This is a genomic window from Cohnella fermenti (assembly GCF_004801405.1).
Classification (GTDB): domain Bacteria; phylum Bacillota; class Bacilli; order Paenibacillales; family Paenibacillaceae; genus Cohnella; species Cohnella fermenti.
Window position 1 is genome coordinate 231,949 of the sequence record NZ_SSOB01000001.1, and the last position, 20,413, is coordinate 252,361.

A 20,413-nucleotide genomic window follows, 5' to 3' on the forward strand; every position below is an offset into this window, starting at 1 on the left:
AGGAGAGCGAATGAGCCGGCTGGCGAGAATCAGGGAGGTTCTGCGAGCGAAGGAGCTGGGCGCCGTATACGTGTCCTCGTACGAGAATCGCCGGTACTATTCCGGCTTCTCGGGCAGCAACGGGCATCTGTTCGTTACCGAGGAGGAGGCTTGTCTGATTACCGATCCCCGCTACACGGAGCAGGCGGAGAAGGAAGCGCCGCAGTGGCGGATTGCGACGCACGGCCTGGACGCGATGGAGACGATCCGGGAGGAGCTTCGCCGGCTCGGGGCGGCAACCATAGGCTACGAGTCGACGAAGCTGACCGATGCGGAGGTGTCCCGGCTTCGGGCGGAGCTGCCAGAGATCAGTTGGGTGCCGCTTGAGGATTACGGAGTCCGGCATCGCGCGATCAAGGACGAGGAGGAGCTGCGGACGATCCGGGAAGCGGCCGCCATCGCCGACCGGGCGATGCTGAAGCTGGTCGACCGGATTCGCTCCGGAATGACGGAGCGGGATATTCAGATCGAGCTGGAATACCTGATGGCGAAGGAAGGAAGCGAGGCGCCCGCATTCGGAACGATCGTCGCGTCGGGGACGAGAGCCTCGCTGCCGCACGGAACGGCGACGGACAAGCCGATCGCCCGGGGCGAGCTGGTCGTGATCGACTTCGGCGCGAAGGTTCGGGGCTATCATTCGGACCTCACGAGAACGCTGTGGGTCGGCGCTCCGGAGCCGGAGGCGCTTCGGCTGTTCCTGATCGTGCAGAAGGCGCGGAAGGCGGCGATTCGGGCGATCCGCCCCGGACGGACGTGCGGAGAGATCGACAAGGCGCACCGCGACGTATTCGTCCGCGAAGGCGTGGAGGAGTACAGCCTGCGCGGTCTCGGCCATGGCGTCGGGCTGCACATTCACGAGCTGCCGAGGGTCGTAATCGGCGCGAAGGAGCCGCTTGAGCCGGGGATGGTGTTCACGGTGGAGCCGGGGCTGTACGTCCCCGGCATCGGGGGCGTTCGGATTGAGGATATCGTAAGGGTGACGGAGGACGGCTGCGAAGTATTGACCCGCTGTCCGCATGTGCTTCAGGTGCACTAGACGGAAGACCTGACGAAGGAGGGCGACCGGAAGATGGACCAGGTGTTGGAGGTTAGAGGACTCAAGACGTACTTCTATACGGAGAGCGGCGTGGCGAAGTCGGTGGACGGGGTCGACTTCGCTCTCGGGAGAGGAAGGACGCTCGGCATCGTCGGCGAGTCCGGGTCCGGCAAGAGCGTCACCTCGCTCTCCGTCATGCGGCTCGTCGAGGAATCGGTGGGGCGCATCGTCGGCGGAGAGATCCGCTTCGAGGGCGAGAGCCTGCTGGACAAGTCGGAGAAGGAGATGCGGGCGATTCGCGGCAACCGCATCTCGATGATCTTCCAGGAGCCGATGACGTCGCTCAACCCGGTATTCACGATCGGCATGCAGATCGGCGAGGTGCTGAAGCTGCATCAGGGGATGTCGTCCGCGGAGGCGGCGAGGAAGTGCGTCGAGCTGTTGAAGCTCGTCGGCATTCCGCTGCCGGAGCAGCGGGTGCGCGAGTATCCCCATCAGCTCAGCGGAGGGATGCGGCAGCGGGTCATGATCGCGATGGCGCTCGCCTGCAACCCCGCGCTGCTCATCGCCGACGAGCCGACGACGGCGCTGGACGTAACGATTCAGGCGCAGATTCTCGAGCTGATGAAGGAGCTGAAGGAGCGTCTGGGCACCGCAATCATGCTCATCACGCACGATCTGGGCGTCGTGGCCGAGGTGGCGGACGAGGTGATGGTGCTGTACGCGGGCAAGGTGGTGGAGCACGGAGCGGTGGAGGACATCTTCCGCAGCCCGATGCATCCTTACACCCGAGGCCTGCTCGCCTCGATTCCCGACATCGACGCGGAGGTCGAGACGCTCGAGACGATCGAAGGGCTCGTCCCGAGCGTCTACGACATGCCGCCCGGCTGCCGCTTCGCTCCGCGCTGCAAGCATGCGATGGAGCGCTGCCTGCGCAGCCAGCCGGCTCTCGTCGAGACCGCCGGACACAAGACGCGTTGCTTCCTGTACGGCGACGCCAGCGAGGAGGAAGCCGGATGAGCGAGCACTTGCTTGAGATCAAGGGCTTGAAGGTGCACTTCCCGACAGGGGACGGAGGATGGTTCGGCCGCGGGCGCCAATATGTGAAGGCCGTCGACGGGCTCGACTTCTCCATTCGCAGGGGAGAGACGCTCGGCATCGTCGGAGAATCCGGCTGCGGCAAGTCGACGACCGGGCGGGCGCTGCTGCGGCTCGTGCCGGCGACCGAAGGGCAGGTGCTCTTCGAGGGGAGGAACATTCTGCGGGCAAGCTCCGGCGACATGCGGGGATTGCGGCGGGAGATGCAGATCATCTTCCAGGACCCGTACGCGTCGCTCGACCCCCGCATGACCGTCGGCGGCATCATCGGCGAGGCGTTCAAGGCGCACGAACGGCTGAGCTCGCGCGAGCGGGAGGAGCAGGTGCAGGAGCTCCTCTCCTTCGTCGGCCTGCGGCCGGAGCATATTCGCCGCTATCCGCACGAGTTCAGCGGCGGGCAGCGGCAGCGGATCGGCATCGCCCGGGCGCTCGCGCTGCGGCCGAAGTTCGTCGTCTGCGACGAGCCGGTGTCGGCGCTCGACGTGTCCATTCAGGCGCAGGTCGTTAACCTCATGAAGGAGCTTCAGCAGAAGCTGGAGCTGACGTACCTGTTCATCTCGCACGACCTGCGCGTCGTCAAGCACATCAGCGACCGGGTCGGCGTCATGTACCTGGGGGCGATGGTCGAGATCGCGGACAAGCGGGAGCTGTACGCGAATCCACAGCATCCGTACACGCGAGCGCTGCTGTCGGCCATCCCGCAGGCGAATCCGTCGCGCCGGCGCGAGCGGATCATCCTGCAGGGAGACGTGCCGAGCCCGGTCAACCCGCCGAGCGGCTGCCGCTTCCGCACCCGCTGCCCGGAGGCGACGGAGCGCTGCGCGCTGGAGACGCCCGCCTTCAAGGACCTCGGCGGCGGCCATCGCGTCGCTTGCCATTACCGATAAATTCACCGCACCGGAGAGGCAGGTTGGATAAGCATGAAGATCGACGAGAACTGGTTGAAGCTGAAGTCCCCGGACTTCTCGGCTTATGACGGAATGGACCCGGAGAAGAAGCTGATGCTGGTCGGAGCGGACCCGTTCTTCCCGGACCGCTGTATTCCGGAGCACATCATCGAGGCGACGAAGAAGGCGCTCGACGAGGGCAAAACCCACTACGCGCTCGACAACAGCTACGCGGTGCCGGAGCTGAAGCGGGTGCTTGTGAAGAAGCTGAAGGAGTTCAACGGTCTGGACGTCGACCCGGAGAACGAGCTCATCGTCGTGCCGAGCTCCGCATTCGGCCTGTTCGTCGGCATCCGGGTATGCATCCGGCCGCATCACGGCGACGAGGTGCTCAACATTGACCCCGGCTTCGCCGAGAACTTCAACGACGTGTATCAGATGGGGGCGATCAGCGTCAGCGTCCCCACCTATATGGAGGACGGCTTCCAGCTCCGGATCGAGGAGCTGGAGAAGCGAGTGACGCCGCACACCCGCTGCCTCGTGCTGACGCACCCGAACAATCCGACCACGACCGTATACAAGCGCGAGGTTCTGGAGCGGCTGGCCGATTTTCTGAAGAAGCACGATCTGATGGTTGTGGTCGACCAGAGCTTCGAGCGCAATATCTATGAGGGCAACGAGTATATCACCTTCGCCGCGCTTCCGGGAATGCGCGAGCGCACGATCTCCGTGTTCGGCACGTCGAAGGACCTCGGCCTCACGGGCTTCCGCGTCGCCTATATGGTCGCGCCGAAGCCGGTTATCGACATCCTGAAGGTGGCGACGTTCAATTATGTCGGGCCGACGAATACGTTCGCCCAGTACGGCGTAGCCGCGGCGTATACCGATCCTTCTTATGTCGACGAATGGATGACGATCTTCGCCGAGCGGCGCCGGTTCGGCTACGAGCAATTGAACGCGATTCCCGGCGTCGAGGTGCTTCTGCCGGAGGGAGGCTTCTTCTTCTGGGTCAACGTCTCGAGGCTCGGCACGTCGGTCGGCATCCGCGATTATCTTGCGAAGGACGCGAACGTCGGCGTGTCCCCGGGGACGTGGTTCGGCGAGAACGGCGAAGGCTTCCTGCGCATCATGTACGGCACGATGCGGGATACCGGCAAGTACAAGGAAGCGATTCTGCGCATCAAGGATTCGCTGAGCAAGCTTCCGGTCAAAGCTTGAACGGCAGACGACAGACGGCAGGCGGGCGGGTCTCCTCTCGAAGGGGGGCCTGCCCGTTTGTTATCGGGGGAACGGGGTAATAAAGGGCTCAAGGCCGGTCAATCAGACGAAGGAGAGTGATGAGCATGATACGTACGATCCAACTTGAGCCGGAAGCCCGGAAGCTTGCCGAAGAGACGTCGAAGCCGCCTTACTTGTTCCAGCTCGGCCCCGAGAAGGGGAGGGAAGCCGTGGACGAGACGCAGTCGGTTCCGGCAGCGACTCCCGTTCCCCAGCCGATCGCCCAGGTGGAGGAGTTTATTCTGGACACCGGAGAGAACGGACGAGTCGGGCTGCGGATCGTTCGGCCGAAGGAAGCGAAGGGAACGCTTCCCGTTGTCCTGTACCTCCACGGTGCCGGGTGGGTATTCGGCAACGCGCATACGCACGACCGTCTCGTTCGCGAGCTGGCTAACGGTTCCGGGGCTGCGGTTGTTTTTCCCAGCTATAGTCTGTCCCCCGAGGCGCGCTATCCCAAGGCTCTCGAAGAGATCTACTCCGTGCTCGAATGGATCGAGCGGGCGGGAGAGACGCGCGGGTTCGACTCCTCTCGCATCGCGGTGGCGGGGGACAGCGTCGGCGGCAACATGACGGCGGCGCTCGCCCTCATGGCGAAGGAGCGGGGCGGGCCGGCCATCGCCGGGCAACTGATGTTCTACCCGGTGACGGACGCTTCGTTCGATACGGAGTCGTATCGCGAATTCGCGGAGGGCTACTACCTGCGCAGGGATGCGATGATGTGGTTCTGGGATCAGTACTTGCCGGACCGCGAGCGGCGCGGGGAGATTACGGCGTCCCCCTTGCGCGCGACAACCGGGCAGCTTCGCGGCTTGCCGCCCGCTCTCGTCATCACGGCGGAAGCCGACGTTCTGTGCGACGAGGGCGAAGCCTACGCGGAGAAGCTGAAGCAGGCCGGCGTGGAGACGGCGTCCGTTCGTTACCCGGCCATTATCCACGACTTCGTGATGTTGAACTCGCTGTCGGGCACGCAGGCGGCGCGCAGCGCCATCGAGCTTGCCGGTTCGTGGCTGAGGGAGAAGCTGGGCTGAGGAAGATTAAGGATGCGCCGATTCGGTTAATGAGGATCAGATGAGCTCATCTCAACCGAATGGGGGATCGCGATGATGACCGAATGGCCGAGGGAAGCCGCGGAAGCTTGTCTTGCCGAGTTCAGGAAGTCCGCCCGCCAGTCTGCCGATGCCGCCAGCTTCTTCGTCCTCTACAAATTGTATTTAAGCAAGCTCAAGGAGACGCCCTGCCTCGACCGCTTCCTGGTTGCCGCGGAGGCGGCGATCCGCGAGAACGTGCGGTGCCCCCATTGTCGCGGCGAGTATGCCTTCCGCTATTGGACAAGCCTGGCGGGGGATGAACTGGAGCATACGATCGAGCTGATCTGCCGGCCGTGCGGGGACTTCCTGACGCTGGCGGAGAGCAGGGACGCCGTCGCTTCCTTCAACAGCCGTGTCGTTCGCCGGGTGTATCATTTGGAACGGCGGGGGGCGGAGCTTCTGATCGAGGCCGGTTACGGAGACCTGCCCGCCAAGGCGAGCCTCATGTGGGATGCGGCGCGCAAGGCTCCGAAGCTGTGGATCAATCTGAACCGGGTTCGCGATGCCGACGAGGTCAGCCTGTTCTGGAATCGTGCCCGGAAGGAGTTGCGCAGGCGGCGGCAGTTGGCCGAGCGGCTCCGGTGAGCGCGATATGCGAAGGATTGGCGAACAGGGCGCGGGGAGTAGAGCAGAGCATAGGGAGTAGAGCAGAGCGTAGGGAGTAGAGCATAGAGCATAGAGCATAGAGCATAGAGCATAGAGCAGAGATAAATGCAGAGATATAATAAAGGTTGGATACGGAGGCTCTTCCCGTGCGGGAGAGTCTCTTGCGTATGCGGGAGCTCCAAAGTCCATTAGGCGATGAGGCCCAAACCATGTACAATAGAAGCTAGAAAAATCGAAGGGAAGAGATGCGGCGTTATGGCGGTTATCGATCCATCGAGTCAGAGCGAACGGGACAACTATAAGCTTCTTATCGGGAGCATTCTGCCCAGGCCCATTGCGCTCGTGACGACGTTGTCCGAAGATGGTGTCGTGAATGCGGCTCCGTTCAGCTACTTCAACATCGTCTGCTCGAACCCGCCGCTCGTCTCGGTGTCGGTGCAGCGCCGGGGCGGCGTCCCGAAGGACACCGCGCGCAACGCGCAGGCGTCGGGCCACTTCGTCGTGCACATTGTGGACGAGGCGAACGTCGAGGCGGCGAACGCGGCCGCGGCATCGTTGCCGGCTGACGTCAGCGAGCTTGAGACGGCCGGGCTTACGGAAGTGCCGAGCGTCAAGGTGGCGGCGCCGGGCATTGCGGAGGCGAAGATGCGCATGGAGTGCGTGCTGGAGCACAGCTTCCCGCTCGGAGGAACAGAGGGCGCGCCGCACTGCGACCTGCTGATCGGCCGCGTCGTCTGCTTCCACGTGGCGGACGAGCTGCTGCACGAGGGGCGCATCGATGTGCGGAAGCTGAGCCCGGTCAGCCGGCTCGCCGGCAGCCATTATTCGAAGCTGGGCGAGATTTTTGCGTTGGCTCGGCCGGAGTAAGCGATAGAAAATGAAAAGAGGAAGGGCGGAAGAGCGATGAGCCATGCGTTCGTTATCGAGCCTCTGCTGTTCTTCGAGTTCGACTCGGAGGACGAGCAGCTCGAGAAGTGCAGGGAATGGGGGCTGCTGTCCGACAAGGCAACCCGTACGAAAAATTACGTCTACAAGGGCAACGGCCTGAATGAGACGGTAAGCATTGTCGGCTTCGTCGACAAGATGACCGCCGTCATCGAGTTCGAGAACAAGCAGCGCCACTGCATTCACCCTTCGTTCCTGAAGGAGATGCAGGCGGCCAGCTACGGCTTGAAGAGCGCCGCGAGAGCCGAGAACGACGACGACCCGGCAGCTTCGGCGGACGAAGCGGCGGTCTTGGCGGACGAAGCTGCGGTCCTAATGGACGAGCCATCGTCGACCGAGGGGGCGGAGGCGCCCGAAGCGGCATCGTCGATCGAGGTCTCCGAAGCCGCGGCGTCGATCGCAGACTCCCAGGCCGCGGCGTCCTCCTCCGCAGTCTCAAGCCCTTCCGCCGCAGAGGCCGCAGAGGCCGCGGAACCTGCCAAGCCGAAGGCGAAGAAGGGCAAGGCGAAGCTGGAGCTTCCCGAGGAGAAGGTCAAGATGGTCGCTACGGTCCAGGAGTTCACGACCGTGCCGAACCACTTCTCCGATACCGACGACGAGGTCGTCATCTACGAAGCGGTCCGCATCGAGGGACCGGAGGAGCTCGAGCTCGGCACCGCCTGGTCCAGCCACAGCAACACGCTGAAGAAGCTGGAGCTGGCGATCGGAGACACGATCTCCTTCGAAGCCAAGGTCGCGGCCAAGAAGCTGACCAAGCACCCGGTGCCGTACAAGATCAACAACCCGTCGAAGCTCCAGAAGCTGGAGTCGTAAGGGAAAGTTACTGGGCGGTGGAGCGACCGGAGCAACATAGGCGGGCGAGTGGCGGAAGCCGGAATCTGCGAAGTTGCCGCGTCCCGGAGGCTGTCCCCTGTTCGTTGGGGCGGTCGCGGTGCCGGCCTTCGTCGATTTTATGCTAAATTTCACATTCATTTTGCCGATAACCGCCCGAAAATCCGATTTTATACGAAATTTCACATAAAATGCGGATGCGCCACCAAGTTGTCCTCGATTATATGCTAAATTTCACATTCATCCCACATTTCGGCGGGTTTTACGGCAATTCTATGTGAAAAATCATATAAAATGCCGCGCCCATCCCGCCGAACCGCCGCCATCCGGCTCTCTTCCTACCATCCCCCGCCATCTTCCTGCCATCCATCGCCGCTTCCCGCCACGTCACTCCATCGCCGCCGCCTCACTACCCCGCCACCGCACCATTCCATCGCCGCCGCCTCGCCAACCAACCATCCCCCGCCCGCCGCTCCATCGCCCCGCCGCCGCCGGTCCATCAATTCACACTATCCCTAATCGCGATTTCGCTATAATATGGGTTAAAAGCGCTGTCATCTCCGAGAGGAGCCGCCGACTTCCGCCTTCGTTCGATAGAGGGGGTGATCTGTCCCGTGTCCATGCCGCCATCGTCCATGCGTCCATCCCGGCTGTCCCCGGCCTTCGTGTCGCTGCGAACGAAGATGCTTGTCCTGTTCTGCCTGATGATCACGGTGCCGTTCCTGCTCAGCGGCGCGATTACGTATTCGAAGTATTCGTCCCGAGCCGCGAAGGACGCGCAGGCGTACTCCGACCAGCTCGCCGAGCAGGTCGCGATCAACCTGGAGCGGTACGTGCGGGAGCTGGAGCGGATTACGCTGTCCCTCTACTACGACGACAACGCGCTGAATATTCTGACCCGGCACAGCGGCGCCTTCCGCACGGGCAACTACCTCACCTCCGACGAATCGTCCAAAATGAACCAGCTCATCTCATCGGCGATCTACGAGAGAACGGAGGTGGCGGGCGTGTTTATTTTTGCGCTTGACGGGAGTCTGTTCAGCAATCTGCAGGAGACGGGCAGGAGCAACTGGCTGCCGCCGGAGAACGAGTGGATGCGGCAGGCCGAGGCCGACGACGGAGGGCTGACCATCCTTCCTCCCGCCGCCAGTCCGAACTACCTGACCGATCCTCCGCAGGTGGCCTCGATTGCGAGACTGATCAAGAACCCGTATACGAACGCCAAGCTTGGCTTCGTGAAGGTCGATCTGACCAGCTCCGGCTTCGAACGAATTCTCTCTTCCGTCCAGATTACCGAGAACAGCACGCTGTATATTTTCAACAGGAATGGGGATGTCATCTATCCCTTCGAATCCGGAGGCGGGACGGGCGCCCTCCCCGTCAACGACAGCCGGACGCTCGTCTCCGAGCGGGAGACCGACTACGGCGGCCTTCGCATCGTGGGCATCATCCCCCGCAGCGACCTGCAGAAGAACGCGCGCGAGCTGATCTCCTTCATTCTCTGGATCTCGCTGGCCTCGCTGCTGGCGGCGTACCTGATCTCCGTCCTCGCCTCCAACCAGTTGGTCAAGCCCATTCGCAGCCTCTATATGAAAATGAAACGAGTGCAGAACGGCGAGCTGAGCGAACGGGCACCCATCCTGACGAACGACGAGATCGGGCTGCTGACCGCGGGCTTCAACGGCATGGTCTCCCAGCTCGACAAGAACATCAAGGAGATCTACGAGCTCGGCATTCGGGAGAAGCAGGCGGAGCTGTCGGCTCTGCAGAGCCAGATCAACCCGCACTTTCTGTACAATACGCTCGAATCGATCAGCATGGCGGCGGGCCGCGACCGTCACGACGAGCTTAGCCGCGTCATCTCCAGCCTGGGCAAGCTGCTGCGCTACACGGTGAACCGGCAGGAGAGCAAGGTGACGCTGCGGGAGGAGCTGGACTTCGTCGAGAACTACCTCAGCATCCAGTCGTTCCGCCTGGAGGATCGTCTGCGCACGGACATCCGGGTGGACTTCTCCCACGAGTCGGTGCTCGTGCCGAAGCTGCTGCTTCAGCCGCTCGTCGAGAACGCAATCGAGCACGGGATGGACAGCCGGCCGCTGACGCTTACCCTGACGACCAAGGCCGACGACCAAGACCTGCTCATCCGCATCGAGGACGACGGGCGCGGCATCGCTCCCGAGCGCCTGCGCCGGATCGAGTCGATGCTCGCCGAAGCGGAGCCGATCCGGGCGCCATCCGCCGAAGACGCGGCCGCCCCCTCGGGCAAGAAGGAGAAGGGCTTTGCCCTTCGCAACATCCACCGCAGACTCCAGATTTTGTACGGAGACGCCTACGGGCTAAGCCTGGACAAGTCCAGAACGCAAGGAGCGGCGATGCACGTGCGCATCCCGTTCCAATGGGAGGAATCGCAGCAATGAACATTCTGCTGGTCGAAGACGAGCCGAAGATCCGCCAAGGGCTGAGGGCGATCATCGAAGATGTGATCAAGAGCGAGCTGAGAATTATGGAGGCGGACAACGGGAGGGCGGCGTTCGAGCTGTTCCGGACGGCCGAGCGAACGGACCTCGTCATTACCGACATCCGGATGAAGGAGATGGACGGCCTGGAGCTGCTGCGAAGGATCAAGCAGGAGCAGAAGGAGACGCCCATCGTCGTCGTCAGCGGCCACGACGAGTTCGAATATGCCCGCGAGGCGCTGCGATACGGAGTGGTGGACTATCTGCTCAAGCCGATCGAGCGCGTGGAGCTGGCGAAGGTGATCGCGCGCATTCAGGCGGAGGGCAAGGAGGCCGCCCCCGCCGGGGACGAGTCCGCCGAGCCGGACAAGGAGAGGCTTGTCATCCGCAAGGTGAAGGAACTGATCCAGCAGTCGCTCGGGTTGGACATCTCCCTCCAATTCCTCGCGGAGAGAGTGTACCTGCACCCGAAGTACCTGTCCGAGACGTTCAAGCGGGAGACCGGGCAGAACCTGTCCGACTACGTGACGGAGAGGCGGATCGCCAAGGCGAAGCAACTGCTGACCGGCACGACGCTCAAGGTGGCGGAGGTCGCCGCCATGTGCGGCATTCCGAACCACAAGTACTTCGCGTCGCTGTTCAAGCAGCACACGGGAGCGACGCCGACGGAGTATCGGGAGCGGGGGTAATGGTTATTTCCTTGCGCTGGCAGCGTTCGCTGCCAGCCGAATTTTTGATGATATATTTGCGACAGGCCTCTGCCGTAGAATAGTCTTGCCTATCGTTAGTTGGATAAATACAACAAGGCGAAAGGGGGATAAACGGACTTTGCCCCAACAAGCAGACGAATACATGCGTGCAGTTTCCAAGGAGGAGTGTGGCGATCATGGCTTTGACTCGGAGAAAGAATAAGTGGAGTTGGTTTGTTTATTTGATAATGCTATCACTTGTCTTTAACGGGATGACGCTCGTGCCGCAGGCGGCACGCGCATCCGCCGCTTCATTTGTGGGCACGGATACGTCTACGAAAGGCAACTGGGTAGGGGCATACGGCAGTGAAGGCTATTTGCTTCCTTATTATGCCACGACCGTTACGAGCGGCAGGGACAATCCGCTCGCTGCCGATGTTGTGCAGCTGCCTTCTTATGTGAGCGCTTACTCCAAATCGGGCACCGGGTATTATGTATCCGGCAATCAAGCCGATCCGCGCGGTCTGCAATCTCCGGACGGCAGCATGCGCAAGCGCTTTACGGTATATTCGTACAGCTCCATGTCCTTTAACTTCACATTAACAGATAATGAACCGCATCAATTCTCCGTGTACACAACCGATTTTGCAGCGACGGAGTCCATTCAGATGGGATTTGAATTGCGCGACGCGGGCGGAGCGGTCCTCGACTCCCGAACGGTTGCGACAATCAATGGCGGCAAATATGTGACGTATCGTGTACAGGGCAGCTTCAAGCTGATCGTTTCCTTGCAGGCGGGTTTGCAGGCGATTGCGCAAGGCTTTTTCTTCGATGCGCCTGGGCCGGTTTGGCCCGAAGGAGGAGCAGCTTCGTCATCGAATATAAGCGCTACCGGTTTGACGCTTAATTGGCCTGCGGCCATTGACGGAGACGGCGTAACAGCTTATCGCATCTACCGGGACAACACATTGCTGGATTCGGTCAGTGGATCGGTATATTCCTACAATGCGACAGGGTTGTCGCCGGATACCTCCTATACGTTCGCAGTGGAGTCCGGCAATGGCAGCGGTCACTGGAGCCGAAAGCTGACGGTGCCGGTGACAACAACGATGACCACATCTGCCCCGACTTACTATCTGGGACAGGATGCCGCAACTAAGGGCAATTGGATCGGCACCTACGGCGGTGACGGCTACATTCTGCCGTTCCTTGCAGCCACGTCCTCTTCGGGAAGAGACGCAACGACACCCGCTTCCATTGTCAGCCTCCCTTCTTATGTGAGTGCATACTCACTCGGCAGCGCCGGTTACTATATCATGCAGAATCCATCGTCTGACGTGCGTGCGCTCCGGGTGCCGGATGGCAGCATCCGCAAGATGCTGTCTGTTTATACGTACGGGACGATGACATATTCGTTTACGCTGACGGACAACAGCTCTCATCAGGTAAGCTTCTATACGACGGACTTTGCCTCGGCGGAAGTGAATGTTGAGAGCTTCGAGCTTCAGGACGGCAACGGGAATATGCTGAATGCGCAGACAGTCGACACGATCAATGGCGGCAAATATGTCTCGTATCTCGTACAGGGCAGCTTCAAGCTGCGGATCACGAAACTTGCCGGATCGCAAGCTTTTGTACAGGGAATCTTTTTCGATACGCCGCTTGCACCGTCCGTGTCCGACTTGCAGGCGATAAACGCCGGCACTCGTCAGGTGGAGTTGTCGTGGGCGGGTGCGGGAAGTGACGATACGGCCATTCTTCGTAAAAAGCAGGGCGACACTGAGTTGGCCCAGATCGCAGTCGTAACCGCTGGCGTGAATGGGTACGAAGATTCCAACTTGGAACCTGGCGTCGAATACGAGTACGGACTTCGCAACATCCGTCAATTCCTCTATTCGGACATTGCGACGCGCTCGTCGATTGCTATTCCCGCTTATCTGGCGACAAGCTTGACAGCCGAAGACACATCAATCGCTGTCGACCGCCCGAACGAAACGGTACAGCTTCGAGCTGATCTTAAGGACAGCGCGGGCGCTCCGCTGGCGGGGCAGGAAGTCAAGTTTGAGCTGGAAGGCGAGTATGTCGGCACACATATTGACCCCGGCGTCGGTTCCGGGGTAACGGACGAGGACGGCGTGGTCACCGTCGATTATACGCCGATGTACGCGGGCTCATTTACAATCAAGGCTGCATTCGCTATTAATGATGTCCTTTCGCTGAATGCCAGCACGGACACGATCTCGCTGATCGTCCAGGTGGAAGCCTGGGAGCGCCCCCCTGTTGTGCTGCGCCTCTCTGACGCCGTGGCTCCCGGCGTGCTGTTCACCGCTTCGGGCTACGGCATGACGTCATCCGCCATCGAGGTCGCTATCGACGACTACGCACTGCTCGGCGCCTCCGCTCCGTCCGCCGGTGCCCGCACGCTGGATGTCGTGCAGACCGACGATCAGGGCACATATGTCGTGTCGCGCTTGCCGGCGGATATGAGCCCGGGCGCATATGCGGTATGGATTCGCAATGAATACGGCTGGAGCGAAGCAATGCCGCTTAACGATCCTCGGCCGCATTTTATTTCAGAGCGTGAAGCGTTTGAAGGGCAGCAGATCAAGCTGGTCGGCCGCAATTTTGACGCGCGGGAATTCGGCGGTGCGGCCGCCGATACGGCGATCAGGTTGAAGAGCGTTACCGGCAGTGTGTATGAGATGCCGATCGTTGACCTGAATCCTTACGCGGTCACCTTCGCCATCGATCAAGCCCCGACGCAAGCGTATTGGGTCGAGGTGCGCAATCATACAGACGGCAATTGGGTGCGGCTGGATAACGGACAGCTCTTGACCGTGACGGAGACGGGCGACGATCCACTGGGTCTTGGCGTCGCCTGGGCGAAAGATTTCCGTTGGAGCCACGTATACGATGTGACGGATTACGGTGCGACGGCTGATGGCACGACCGATGACACCGCTTCGGTGCAAAGCGCTGTCGATCAGGCACATGAAGATGGCGGCGGTGTCGTGTGGTTCCCGGACGGTACCTACCGAATCTCGACCATTCTGCTGCCAGCCGGTGTCGTGCTGCAGGGAGAAAGCGAAGAGAACACGGTGCTCGCTTATTCCGGCACTAGCACCGGCATGCTGATCGTTTCATCCGGCGACGGTCAGACTGTCGGTCAGGCAGGAGTGGCGCGCATGAAGCTGGGCGTCTACAATCCGTCTGTGTATCCCGATTTCTTCATCTGGCTCGGGCATGCATGGGGATCTGCTGTCGCGGACAACTCCCTTCGCACCGCGAGCGAGCTGTTCGTCGCGGAAGTCACGATCGATGCTCCCCTGGGGCAGCAGACGGGGCGGGCAAACGGAATCGGATTTATCGCCAAGGAACGCACACTGTTTATCGGCAACTCCTTCAAAGGCAAAGCTGCGACCATTGCATCAGGCTACGTCAATGCTTACAGTCAGGTGCGCAACAACATTCTCGAATATTCGGGCGGAGCGACCCATGTGGAGGCTCGATACGCGATTATCGAAGGCAACAGGCTCATCGGGCATCCGGAGCAAGACTTCGAACTGCACGGGTTCAGCGTCCGATCGGAGTACTATCTGGCGGACAATGAGATGGAAGGCATCGGCACAATGGACCATGCGCACAATGATGGCGAGATGGTGCTGAACGAAGTGCCATCCGGCACCTTCAATTATGGAGAAGTCCTGGCCGCTTCCGGCACGGACCTGAAGGTGGCGACTGTCGTTCCGCTTAGTACAGGGGCAACCGTAACAGGCGACGATTACAGCTTCCCGCATCGCTTCAGCCGCTTGGCGGTCGTCATCATGGAGGGTCGGGGAATCGGGCAAGTACGGGACGTAGCACAAATCAGCGGCAGCACGATTTCCGTCACCGCTCCCTGGGATATCCTGCCCGATCGCACGAGCAAATTTTCAATCCTCTTGCCGAACGACAAGGGGACGGTTTACCGCAATACGGGGATGGACAGCGGAGGGCCGATATCGATGTACGGCAACCTCTATGACAGTGTTGTAGCCGACAATATGTTGACCAATACGGGCGGAGCGGTTATGTTCGCCTTCAACTCGCTTGCGCAGCATCGATTGAACAACGCTTATTTTGTCCGCTTTGATAACAATACGATTGTCGATCCTCATTCCGGCGCGGTTTACGGGCTTGGCCTGCGTGCCGATAACACCGGTTATGCGGTGCAAGCATACGGCACAGAATTCCGTAATAATCGAGTCATTGCCGATCTGAACGTCGACGCTTCAGGATTGTTTATCCGAGCCGTTCAAGGTTCTGTCTTTGATGTACCGGTCGTCAGAAATACGCTGATTGAGAATAACCGGTTCGTCGATCTGCAAACCGGCATTACACTGACGCAGGCCATCTATGGGCAGGTGTTGAGCGGCAACAGCTTCGCAAACGTCACAACGCCGATCGCGGATGCCGGCTCGCTTAACACAGTGACAACCTCCACCGCGTACGCGGATGTGAGGGCGCCTTATTGGCCGGCCGGCAGCGGCAGGCTGTCCGTTACCGATGTGACATCCACGGATGCGTATTTGTCTTGGCCGTCGGCTGTCGATACGTCGGGGGCGGCGATCTCCTACCGAATCTATGTAAACGGCGCGCTCCATGAGACGGTATCGAATGTTACCGTCTATGCGTTTGACGACTTGCTGCCGGGCACGGCTTATTCGTTCCGGGTGGAAGCCGTTGACTTGGCAGGCAACGCAGCTCGAGACGCATTGACAGGTTCAGCGGTTACGCTTGCTTAGATCTCAAGACAGCATCCCCCGGACTTCAGTTCGGGGGATGCTGTTTGCGACGTTCCAAAAAAATGATCATTGAGATGAGATCGGGATTGGCTTACGATGGGGGCCTGACAACTGACAAAAGACAGGAGGAGAGCAGAAGGATGTCACGCAATCTGGCTAAAATCATGGACCGGGTTTCGCAAGCGACGAGGCGAATGCCGATGGCGGAATGGAACTGGAGCGAAGGTGTGGCGCTGTACGGTTTGGTGTCGTTATGGAAGACGACGCAAGACGATGCGCTGCTGCACTATTTGAAATCGTGGATTGACGATCAATTGACGCAAGGGCGCGTATTCGAAACGGTCAATGCGACGGCGCCGTGTTTCTCGCTGATTGAGCTGTATGTCGCTTCGGGCGAGCCGCGTTATGCGGATATTATCAAATCGAGAACCGAGTTCCTGATGCAGCGGGCGGAGCGGCTTGCCAACGGCGCGTTCGAGCATACGCTCGTGGAGACGAACTTCGGCGGGCAGATGTGGGTGGATACCTTGTTCATGGCCGGTCTGTTTCTGGTCAAGGCGGGGCTGCTGTTCGAAGATCAAGCGGCGGTCGAGGAAGGAATCAACCAATATTTCCTGCATGTGCGTCACTTGCAGCAGGAGGACGGGCTGTATTATCACGGCTGGGATGAGCACAAGAACGGACCGATCGGCTGCTTGTGGGCGCGGGGCAACGCATGGGCGGCCATTGTGTCGACGGAGCTGCTCGTGCTGCTTCCGGAAACGGAGCCGGCGCGTCAAGCGATCAGGGACACCTTGGCCCGACAATTGTCAGGCTTGTCCCGTTATCAGGATATTTCCGGTTTATGGACGACTGTGATCGATGATTCGAATACCTATTTGGAAACATCCGCAGCCGCCGGCATTGCGTATGCCGTGAAGCGGGCGCTGCGGTTCGGCAACGCGGATGAAGCCCATGCGGCGATGGCCGACCGCGCCGCGCGTGCTGCGCTTGCGCACGTGGACTGGGAAGGCGTGTTCCGAGGCGTATCCGCGGGAACCGGGGTGCAGAAGCACGCCGGAGAGTACCACGTTATCGCGCAGCATCGGACGGAAGGTTACGGTCAAGGCCTGCTGCTGATGCTGCTGTCGGCGATGTGGGTCGAAAGCGGCAGCTCATCGGCAACCGATCTTTGCTATAATAAAGCCGCAAAACCATCCTGATGGACAAAGAGCGGTGATCGGCCAATGAACCTTGTTCACAAACTGCTTCGGCAACGACAAATCGCCCTGCTTTTGTTCCTGTCAATCGTGCCGGTGATCGGTTTCGGGACGTTCAATTATTATACAAGCCTTCGCTTGGTCGAAGCTGAAGTGAAGCGGACGTCCGAGGTGGCGATCGTCCAGATGAAGGAGCAGGTGGACCAACTGCTTAGGCAAATTGAAGAAGTGACGGGACAGCTATCGTTGCAGGCGGGAATGCTTCAGATCGTCAAAGTCCGGGAAACGCCGCTGCTCGGTTCGATGCAGGCGGCCAACGACATTAGACGCGATCTGTTGAATTTCTCTTCTTCGATTCAAACGGTTGACTCGGTTTATCTTTATCACCGTCGGCAGAAGCTCGTGCTGACGTCGAATTTGCTGTTCGACCTGGACCGGTTTGCAGATACGTCGTGGCTGCCGAATTTGCAACAAGCGGCGACCGAGCGCAAATCGAAGCTGTGGATTACGCCCAGAACCATGGGCAGCGACGCGGTGAAAGGCGATGAGGTGCTTACCTACATGCTCCCGCTGCCTTTCTTCTATGAGGAACCCGATGCGGCGCTCATTGTTAACGTCAGGACTAGCGTTATAGCCGACATGATCCGCTCCTTCCCGTTTGTCAGCCGGGGCTGCCTGCTCGTTATTTCCCCGACGGGGCAGACGATTGTGCAGGCTGGCCCGTTGCATCTGGAGACGCCCGACGCCATTGGCGCCAGGCTGACAGATGGCATTGCGGCGGAAGGCAACGGCCCCATCAAGCTGAACACGGAAGCCGGAGCCATGTATGTGACGACCGAACGCTCGGCGTCGTACGGCTTCCTCTTCGCCATGCTGATCCCTGCGGATGCGGCTTCTCACCATGCGCATTTGCTTAAAATATGGATTATTGCCGCGACTGCGGCGCTATCGCTGCTGTCGCTGTTTGTCGCCTACTTCAATGTGCGGCGATTTCAGCGATTCCAGAGCGGGTTGCGGAATTTGTTCTTGACCCTGCGCGGCAAAGGAGAAGCGGAAGGCGAGGATGAGCTTGAGCCGTTCGGTGCCGATTATGCCGAGGGCTTTGCCCGGATCGAGAATGGCATTGCCGCGCTGCTTGAGGAGATGAGCGTCGTACGTTCGCAATGGAACAGCCAATTGCCGGTGCTGCGCGATCATTTTCTGCTGTCCGCATTGCTTGGCAACAACGCAGGCATGGACCCGTGGCTGCGTCAGAAGCCTGCCGAGGCGGAGCTTTTTCCGAACCCGATGTTTTGCGTGCTCGTGGCGGAGATGGATGCGACAGGCGAGAGCGCCCGTTTCCGCAGCGGCGAGGATACGCGGCTGTTTCTCTTCGCCGCGGCGAATATCAGCCAGGAATTGATGCGAGGCAAGTTCGCGACGGAAACGGTCATTTCCCGCCAGCACGTGGCCGTTATTCTGAACCTGCCTCAGCATGAGGCAGATCGCGTGGCGGTCCGGGCGGCGGAGTCGATTCGCTATGCGGTATCGTTGTACTTGAAGCAGACGGTGACGATCGCTGTCGGCAGACCGATTGCCGATTTCCGCGAGCTGTCGATATCGTATCAGGATGCACTTCATGCGCTGCAGGAAAATTGGCCGAAGGCGGGCAATGAGGTGGTGCGAGGAAGTCAGGAGATGGAGAAGCAAGTCCTGGTCCCGTATCCGGTCGAATGCGAGAGCGCGCTGCTTGCGGCCATTCGCGAAGGGGATCGCGGGCAGGTCGCTCGAGAACTGAACGCCTTTTTCGATGGGCTCAGCGGCAGTCGCCTGCCCTTTGCGCTGATCAAGACGTATGCGATGCAACTGCTCGTATCCGTCATCCGGCTGCTGCAGGAATACGATCCCGACCTGACGCAGACGTTCCCCCGGCGGAGTCTGTATGCCGAATTCGCCCAATTGAACGCTGCACCTCCCATGTGCGACTGGTTCGGCGACACCGTTATTACACAGGCGATCGAATTCCTGAACGGGCTGAAGCAATTGCGAATGGAGACCATTATGGAACGGACCCGCAAGCTGATCGAGGAGCGGTACGCGCAGGACTTGTCGCTGCAGCTCGCCGCCGATCAACTGGGCATCTCCCCTTCATACTTGAGCGAGCTGATCAAGCAGCACTGGGGAGAGACGTTCATCGCGTACGTGACTCGCTACCGGATCGACAAAGCGAAAAGCCTGTTGTTCAAAACAGAGCTGAACATCGCCGACATCGCCACCGAGATCGGTTACGGCAATGCGACGCATCTCATTCGGGTATTCAAAAAATCGGAAGGAATGACACCGGGCGCCTATCGCCTGCGGAGCCGTTCCTGATTGCGCCATTTGCGCCGCAAGCCCCAAGGCTGCGGCGCATTTTCCGTTTTATCGGCCGCGAAAATGTGACGATTGCGTTGATATCGGAAGCAGCGATAAGCTGATGACATCGCAAAAGACACGCAAGTCAAACATAAAGGAGGATCGAACAAGATGGAAATACGGCGCGCGATGCCGAGGACCGGCGACTCGGTCAGGACAACCAGATGGCAGGGGCAATGGCGCGTTTACAAGCAGCACCGCGCATTGATTATGATGCTGCTGCCCGGTTTGGCATTATTTCTGTTGTTCAGCTATGTGCCGATGTACGGCATCATCATCGCTTTCAAGCATTTTCAGATTACAGAGGGCATTCTCGGCAGCCCTTGGGCCGGTTGGGACAATTTCGAACGATTGTTCCAGGGGAAAGGCTTTGAGCAAGCGTTGCGCCATTCGGTGCTGATTGCTTTTCTGAAAATGGTGTTTGTGTTTCCGGCGCCGATTGTGCTTGCGCTGCTTCTCAACGAAGTCCGATTAACCTGGTTCCGGCGGACGATTCAGACGGTGACTTATCTGCCTCACTTTTTCTCGTGGGTTGTGCTCGCCGGCATCCTGTTCCCGTTTCTCGGCAGCGATGGCGGCTTCAACAAGCTGCTGAGCCTGTTCGGCATTTCGAATCAGCTGTGGCTGCTGGAGCCTGACTATTTTTACGGCACCATCGTACTGACGGACATCTGGCAATCCGCAGGCTGGGGGTCCATTGTCTACTTTGCGGTACTGGCCTCGATTGATCCAACCCTATACGAGGCTGCGATTGCCGACGGGGCAAGCCGCTGGCGGCGCATCTGGCATATCAGCCTGCCGTCGCTCGCTCCAACCGTCATCATTATGTACTTGCTGTCAATCGGTCACTTCTTGTCGGTGGGCTTCGATCAAATTTACAATCTGATGACGCCGCCCACCTCGGAAGTAGGGGAAATTCTCGATACGTATGTGCTGCGCCGCTTGTTGACGATGGATTACGAGTTGGGCACCGCAGCGGGGCTGTTCAATTCGACCATTGGACTGACGCTGGTGCTTGTCGCCAATGCACTTGTCAAGCTGTACGACAAGGATCGGGGACTATGGTAGCGAGGAGGGGAAGAG

Annotated in this window: 14 protein-coding genes; all 14 read left to right on the forward strand. The window is 59.9% G+C overall.

Annotation, left to right across the window (positions count from 1 at the left end; all coding sequences use genetic code 11):
• Positions 1–10 precede the first annotated feature (10 nt).
• Complete coding sequence (locus tag E6C55_RS00855) at positions 11–1,075, forward strand: M24 family metallopeptidase (RefSeq protein WP_136367879.1); 1,065 nt, start codon at positions 11–13, stop codon at positions 1,073–1,075.
• A gap of 33 nt (positions 1,076–1,108) precedes the next feature.
• Positions 1,109–2,095 (forward strand): ABC transporter ATP-binding protein, encoded by a 987-nt coding sequence (locus E6C55_RS00860; protein ID WP_136367880.1) that lies wholly within the window; start codon positions 1,109–1,111, stop codon positions 2,093–2,095.
• The gene (locus E6C55_RS00865; protein WP_136367881.1) at positions 2,092–3,060 is read left to right on the forward strand and encodes an ABC transporter ATP-binding protein; all 969 of its coding nucleotides are present in this window, start codon (positions 2,092–2,094) and stop codon (positions 3,058–3,060) included. The genes E6C55_RS00860 and E6C55_RS00865 overlap by 4 nt, the downstream gene beginning before the upstream one ends.
• 33 nt (positions 3,061–3,093) lie before the next feature.
• On the forward strand, positions 3,094–4,278 hold the full coding sequence (locus tag E6C55_RS00870) for a pyridoxal phosphate-dependent aminotransferase (RefSeq protein ID WP_136367882.1): 1,185 nt from the start codon (positions 3,094–3,096) through the stop codon (positions 4,276–4,278).
• Between the two features lie 125 nt (positions 4,279–4,403).
• Complete coding sequence (locus tag E6C55_RS00875) at positions 4,404–5,366, forward strand: alpha/beta hydrolase (RefSeq protein ID WP_136367883.1); 963 nt, start codon at positions 4,404–4,406, stop codon at positions 5,364–5,366.
• A 72-nt stretch (positions 5,367–5,438) separates the two neighbouring features.
• A complete protein-coding gene (locus tag E6C55_RS00880; protein ID WP_136367884.1) occupies positions 5,439–6,011 on the forward strand; it encodes a hypothetical protein in 573 nt (190 codons plus the stop codon).
• 276 nt (positions 6,012–6,287) lie between these two features.
• Positions 6,288–6,899: a flavin reductase family protein gene (locus E6C55_RS00885; protein ID WP_136367885.1), complete on the forward strand. Its 612-nt coding sequence runs from the start codon at positions 6,288–6,290 to the stop codon at positions 6,897–6,899.
• Between the two features lie 36 nt (positions 6,900–6,935).
• Positions 6,936–7,790, forward strand: coding sequence for a hypothetical protein (locus E6C55_RS00890; protein ID WP_136367886.1), 855 nt, complete (start codon positions 6,936–6,938; stop codon positions 7,788–7,790).
• A gap of 638 nt (positions 7,791–8,428) precedes the next feature.
• On the forward strand, positions 8,429–10,225 hold the full coding sequence (locus E6C55_RS00895) for a cache domain-containing sensor histidine kinase (RefSeq protein WP_230986467.1): 1,797 nt from the start codon (positions 8,429–8,431) through the stop codon (positions 10,223–10,225).
• The gene (locus E6C55_RS00900) at positions 10,222–10,953 is read left to right on the forward strand and encodes a response regulator transcription factor (RefSeq protein ID WP_168735380.1); all 732 of its coding nucleotides are present in this window, start codon (positions 10,222–10,224) and stop codon (positions 10,951–10,953) included. Before E6C55_RS00895 ends, E6C55_RS00900 begins: the two co-directional genes overlap by 4 nt.
• A gap of 248 nt (positions 10,954–11,201) precedes the next feature.
• On the forward strand, positions 11,202–15,737 hold the full coding sequence (locus E6C55_RS00905; RefSeq protein ID WP_230986468.1) for a fibronectin type III domain-containing protein: 4,536 nt from the start codon (positions 11,202–11,204) through the stop codon (positions 15,735–15,737).
• A gap of 140 nt (positions 15,738–15,877) precedes the next feature.
• On the forward strand, positions 15,878–16,939 hold the full coding sequence (locus E6C55_RS00910; protein WP_168735382.1) for a glycoside hydrolase family 88/105 protein: 1,062 nt from the start codon (positions 15,878–15,880) through the stop codon (positions 16,937–16,939).
• Positions 16,940–16,963: 24 nt separating this feature from the next.
• The gene (locus E6C55_RS00915) at positions 16,964–19,288 is read left to right on the forward strand and encodes a helix-turn-helix domain-containing protein (RefSeq protein WP_136367891.1); all 2,325 of its coding nucleotides are present in this window, start codon (positions 16,964–16,966) and stop codon (positions 19,286–19,288) included.
• A 153-nt stretch (positions 19,289–19,441) separates the two neighbouring features.
• On the forward strand, positions 19,442–20,398 hold the full coding sequence (locus E6C55_RS00920) for an ABC transporter permease (RefSeq protein WP_230986454.1): 957 nt from the start codon (positions 19,442–19,444) through the stop codon (positions 20,396–20,398).
• Positions 20,399–20,413 lie beyond the last annotated feature (15 nt).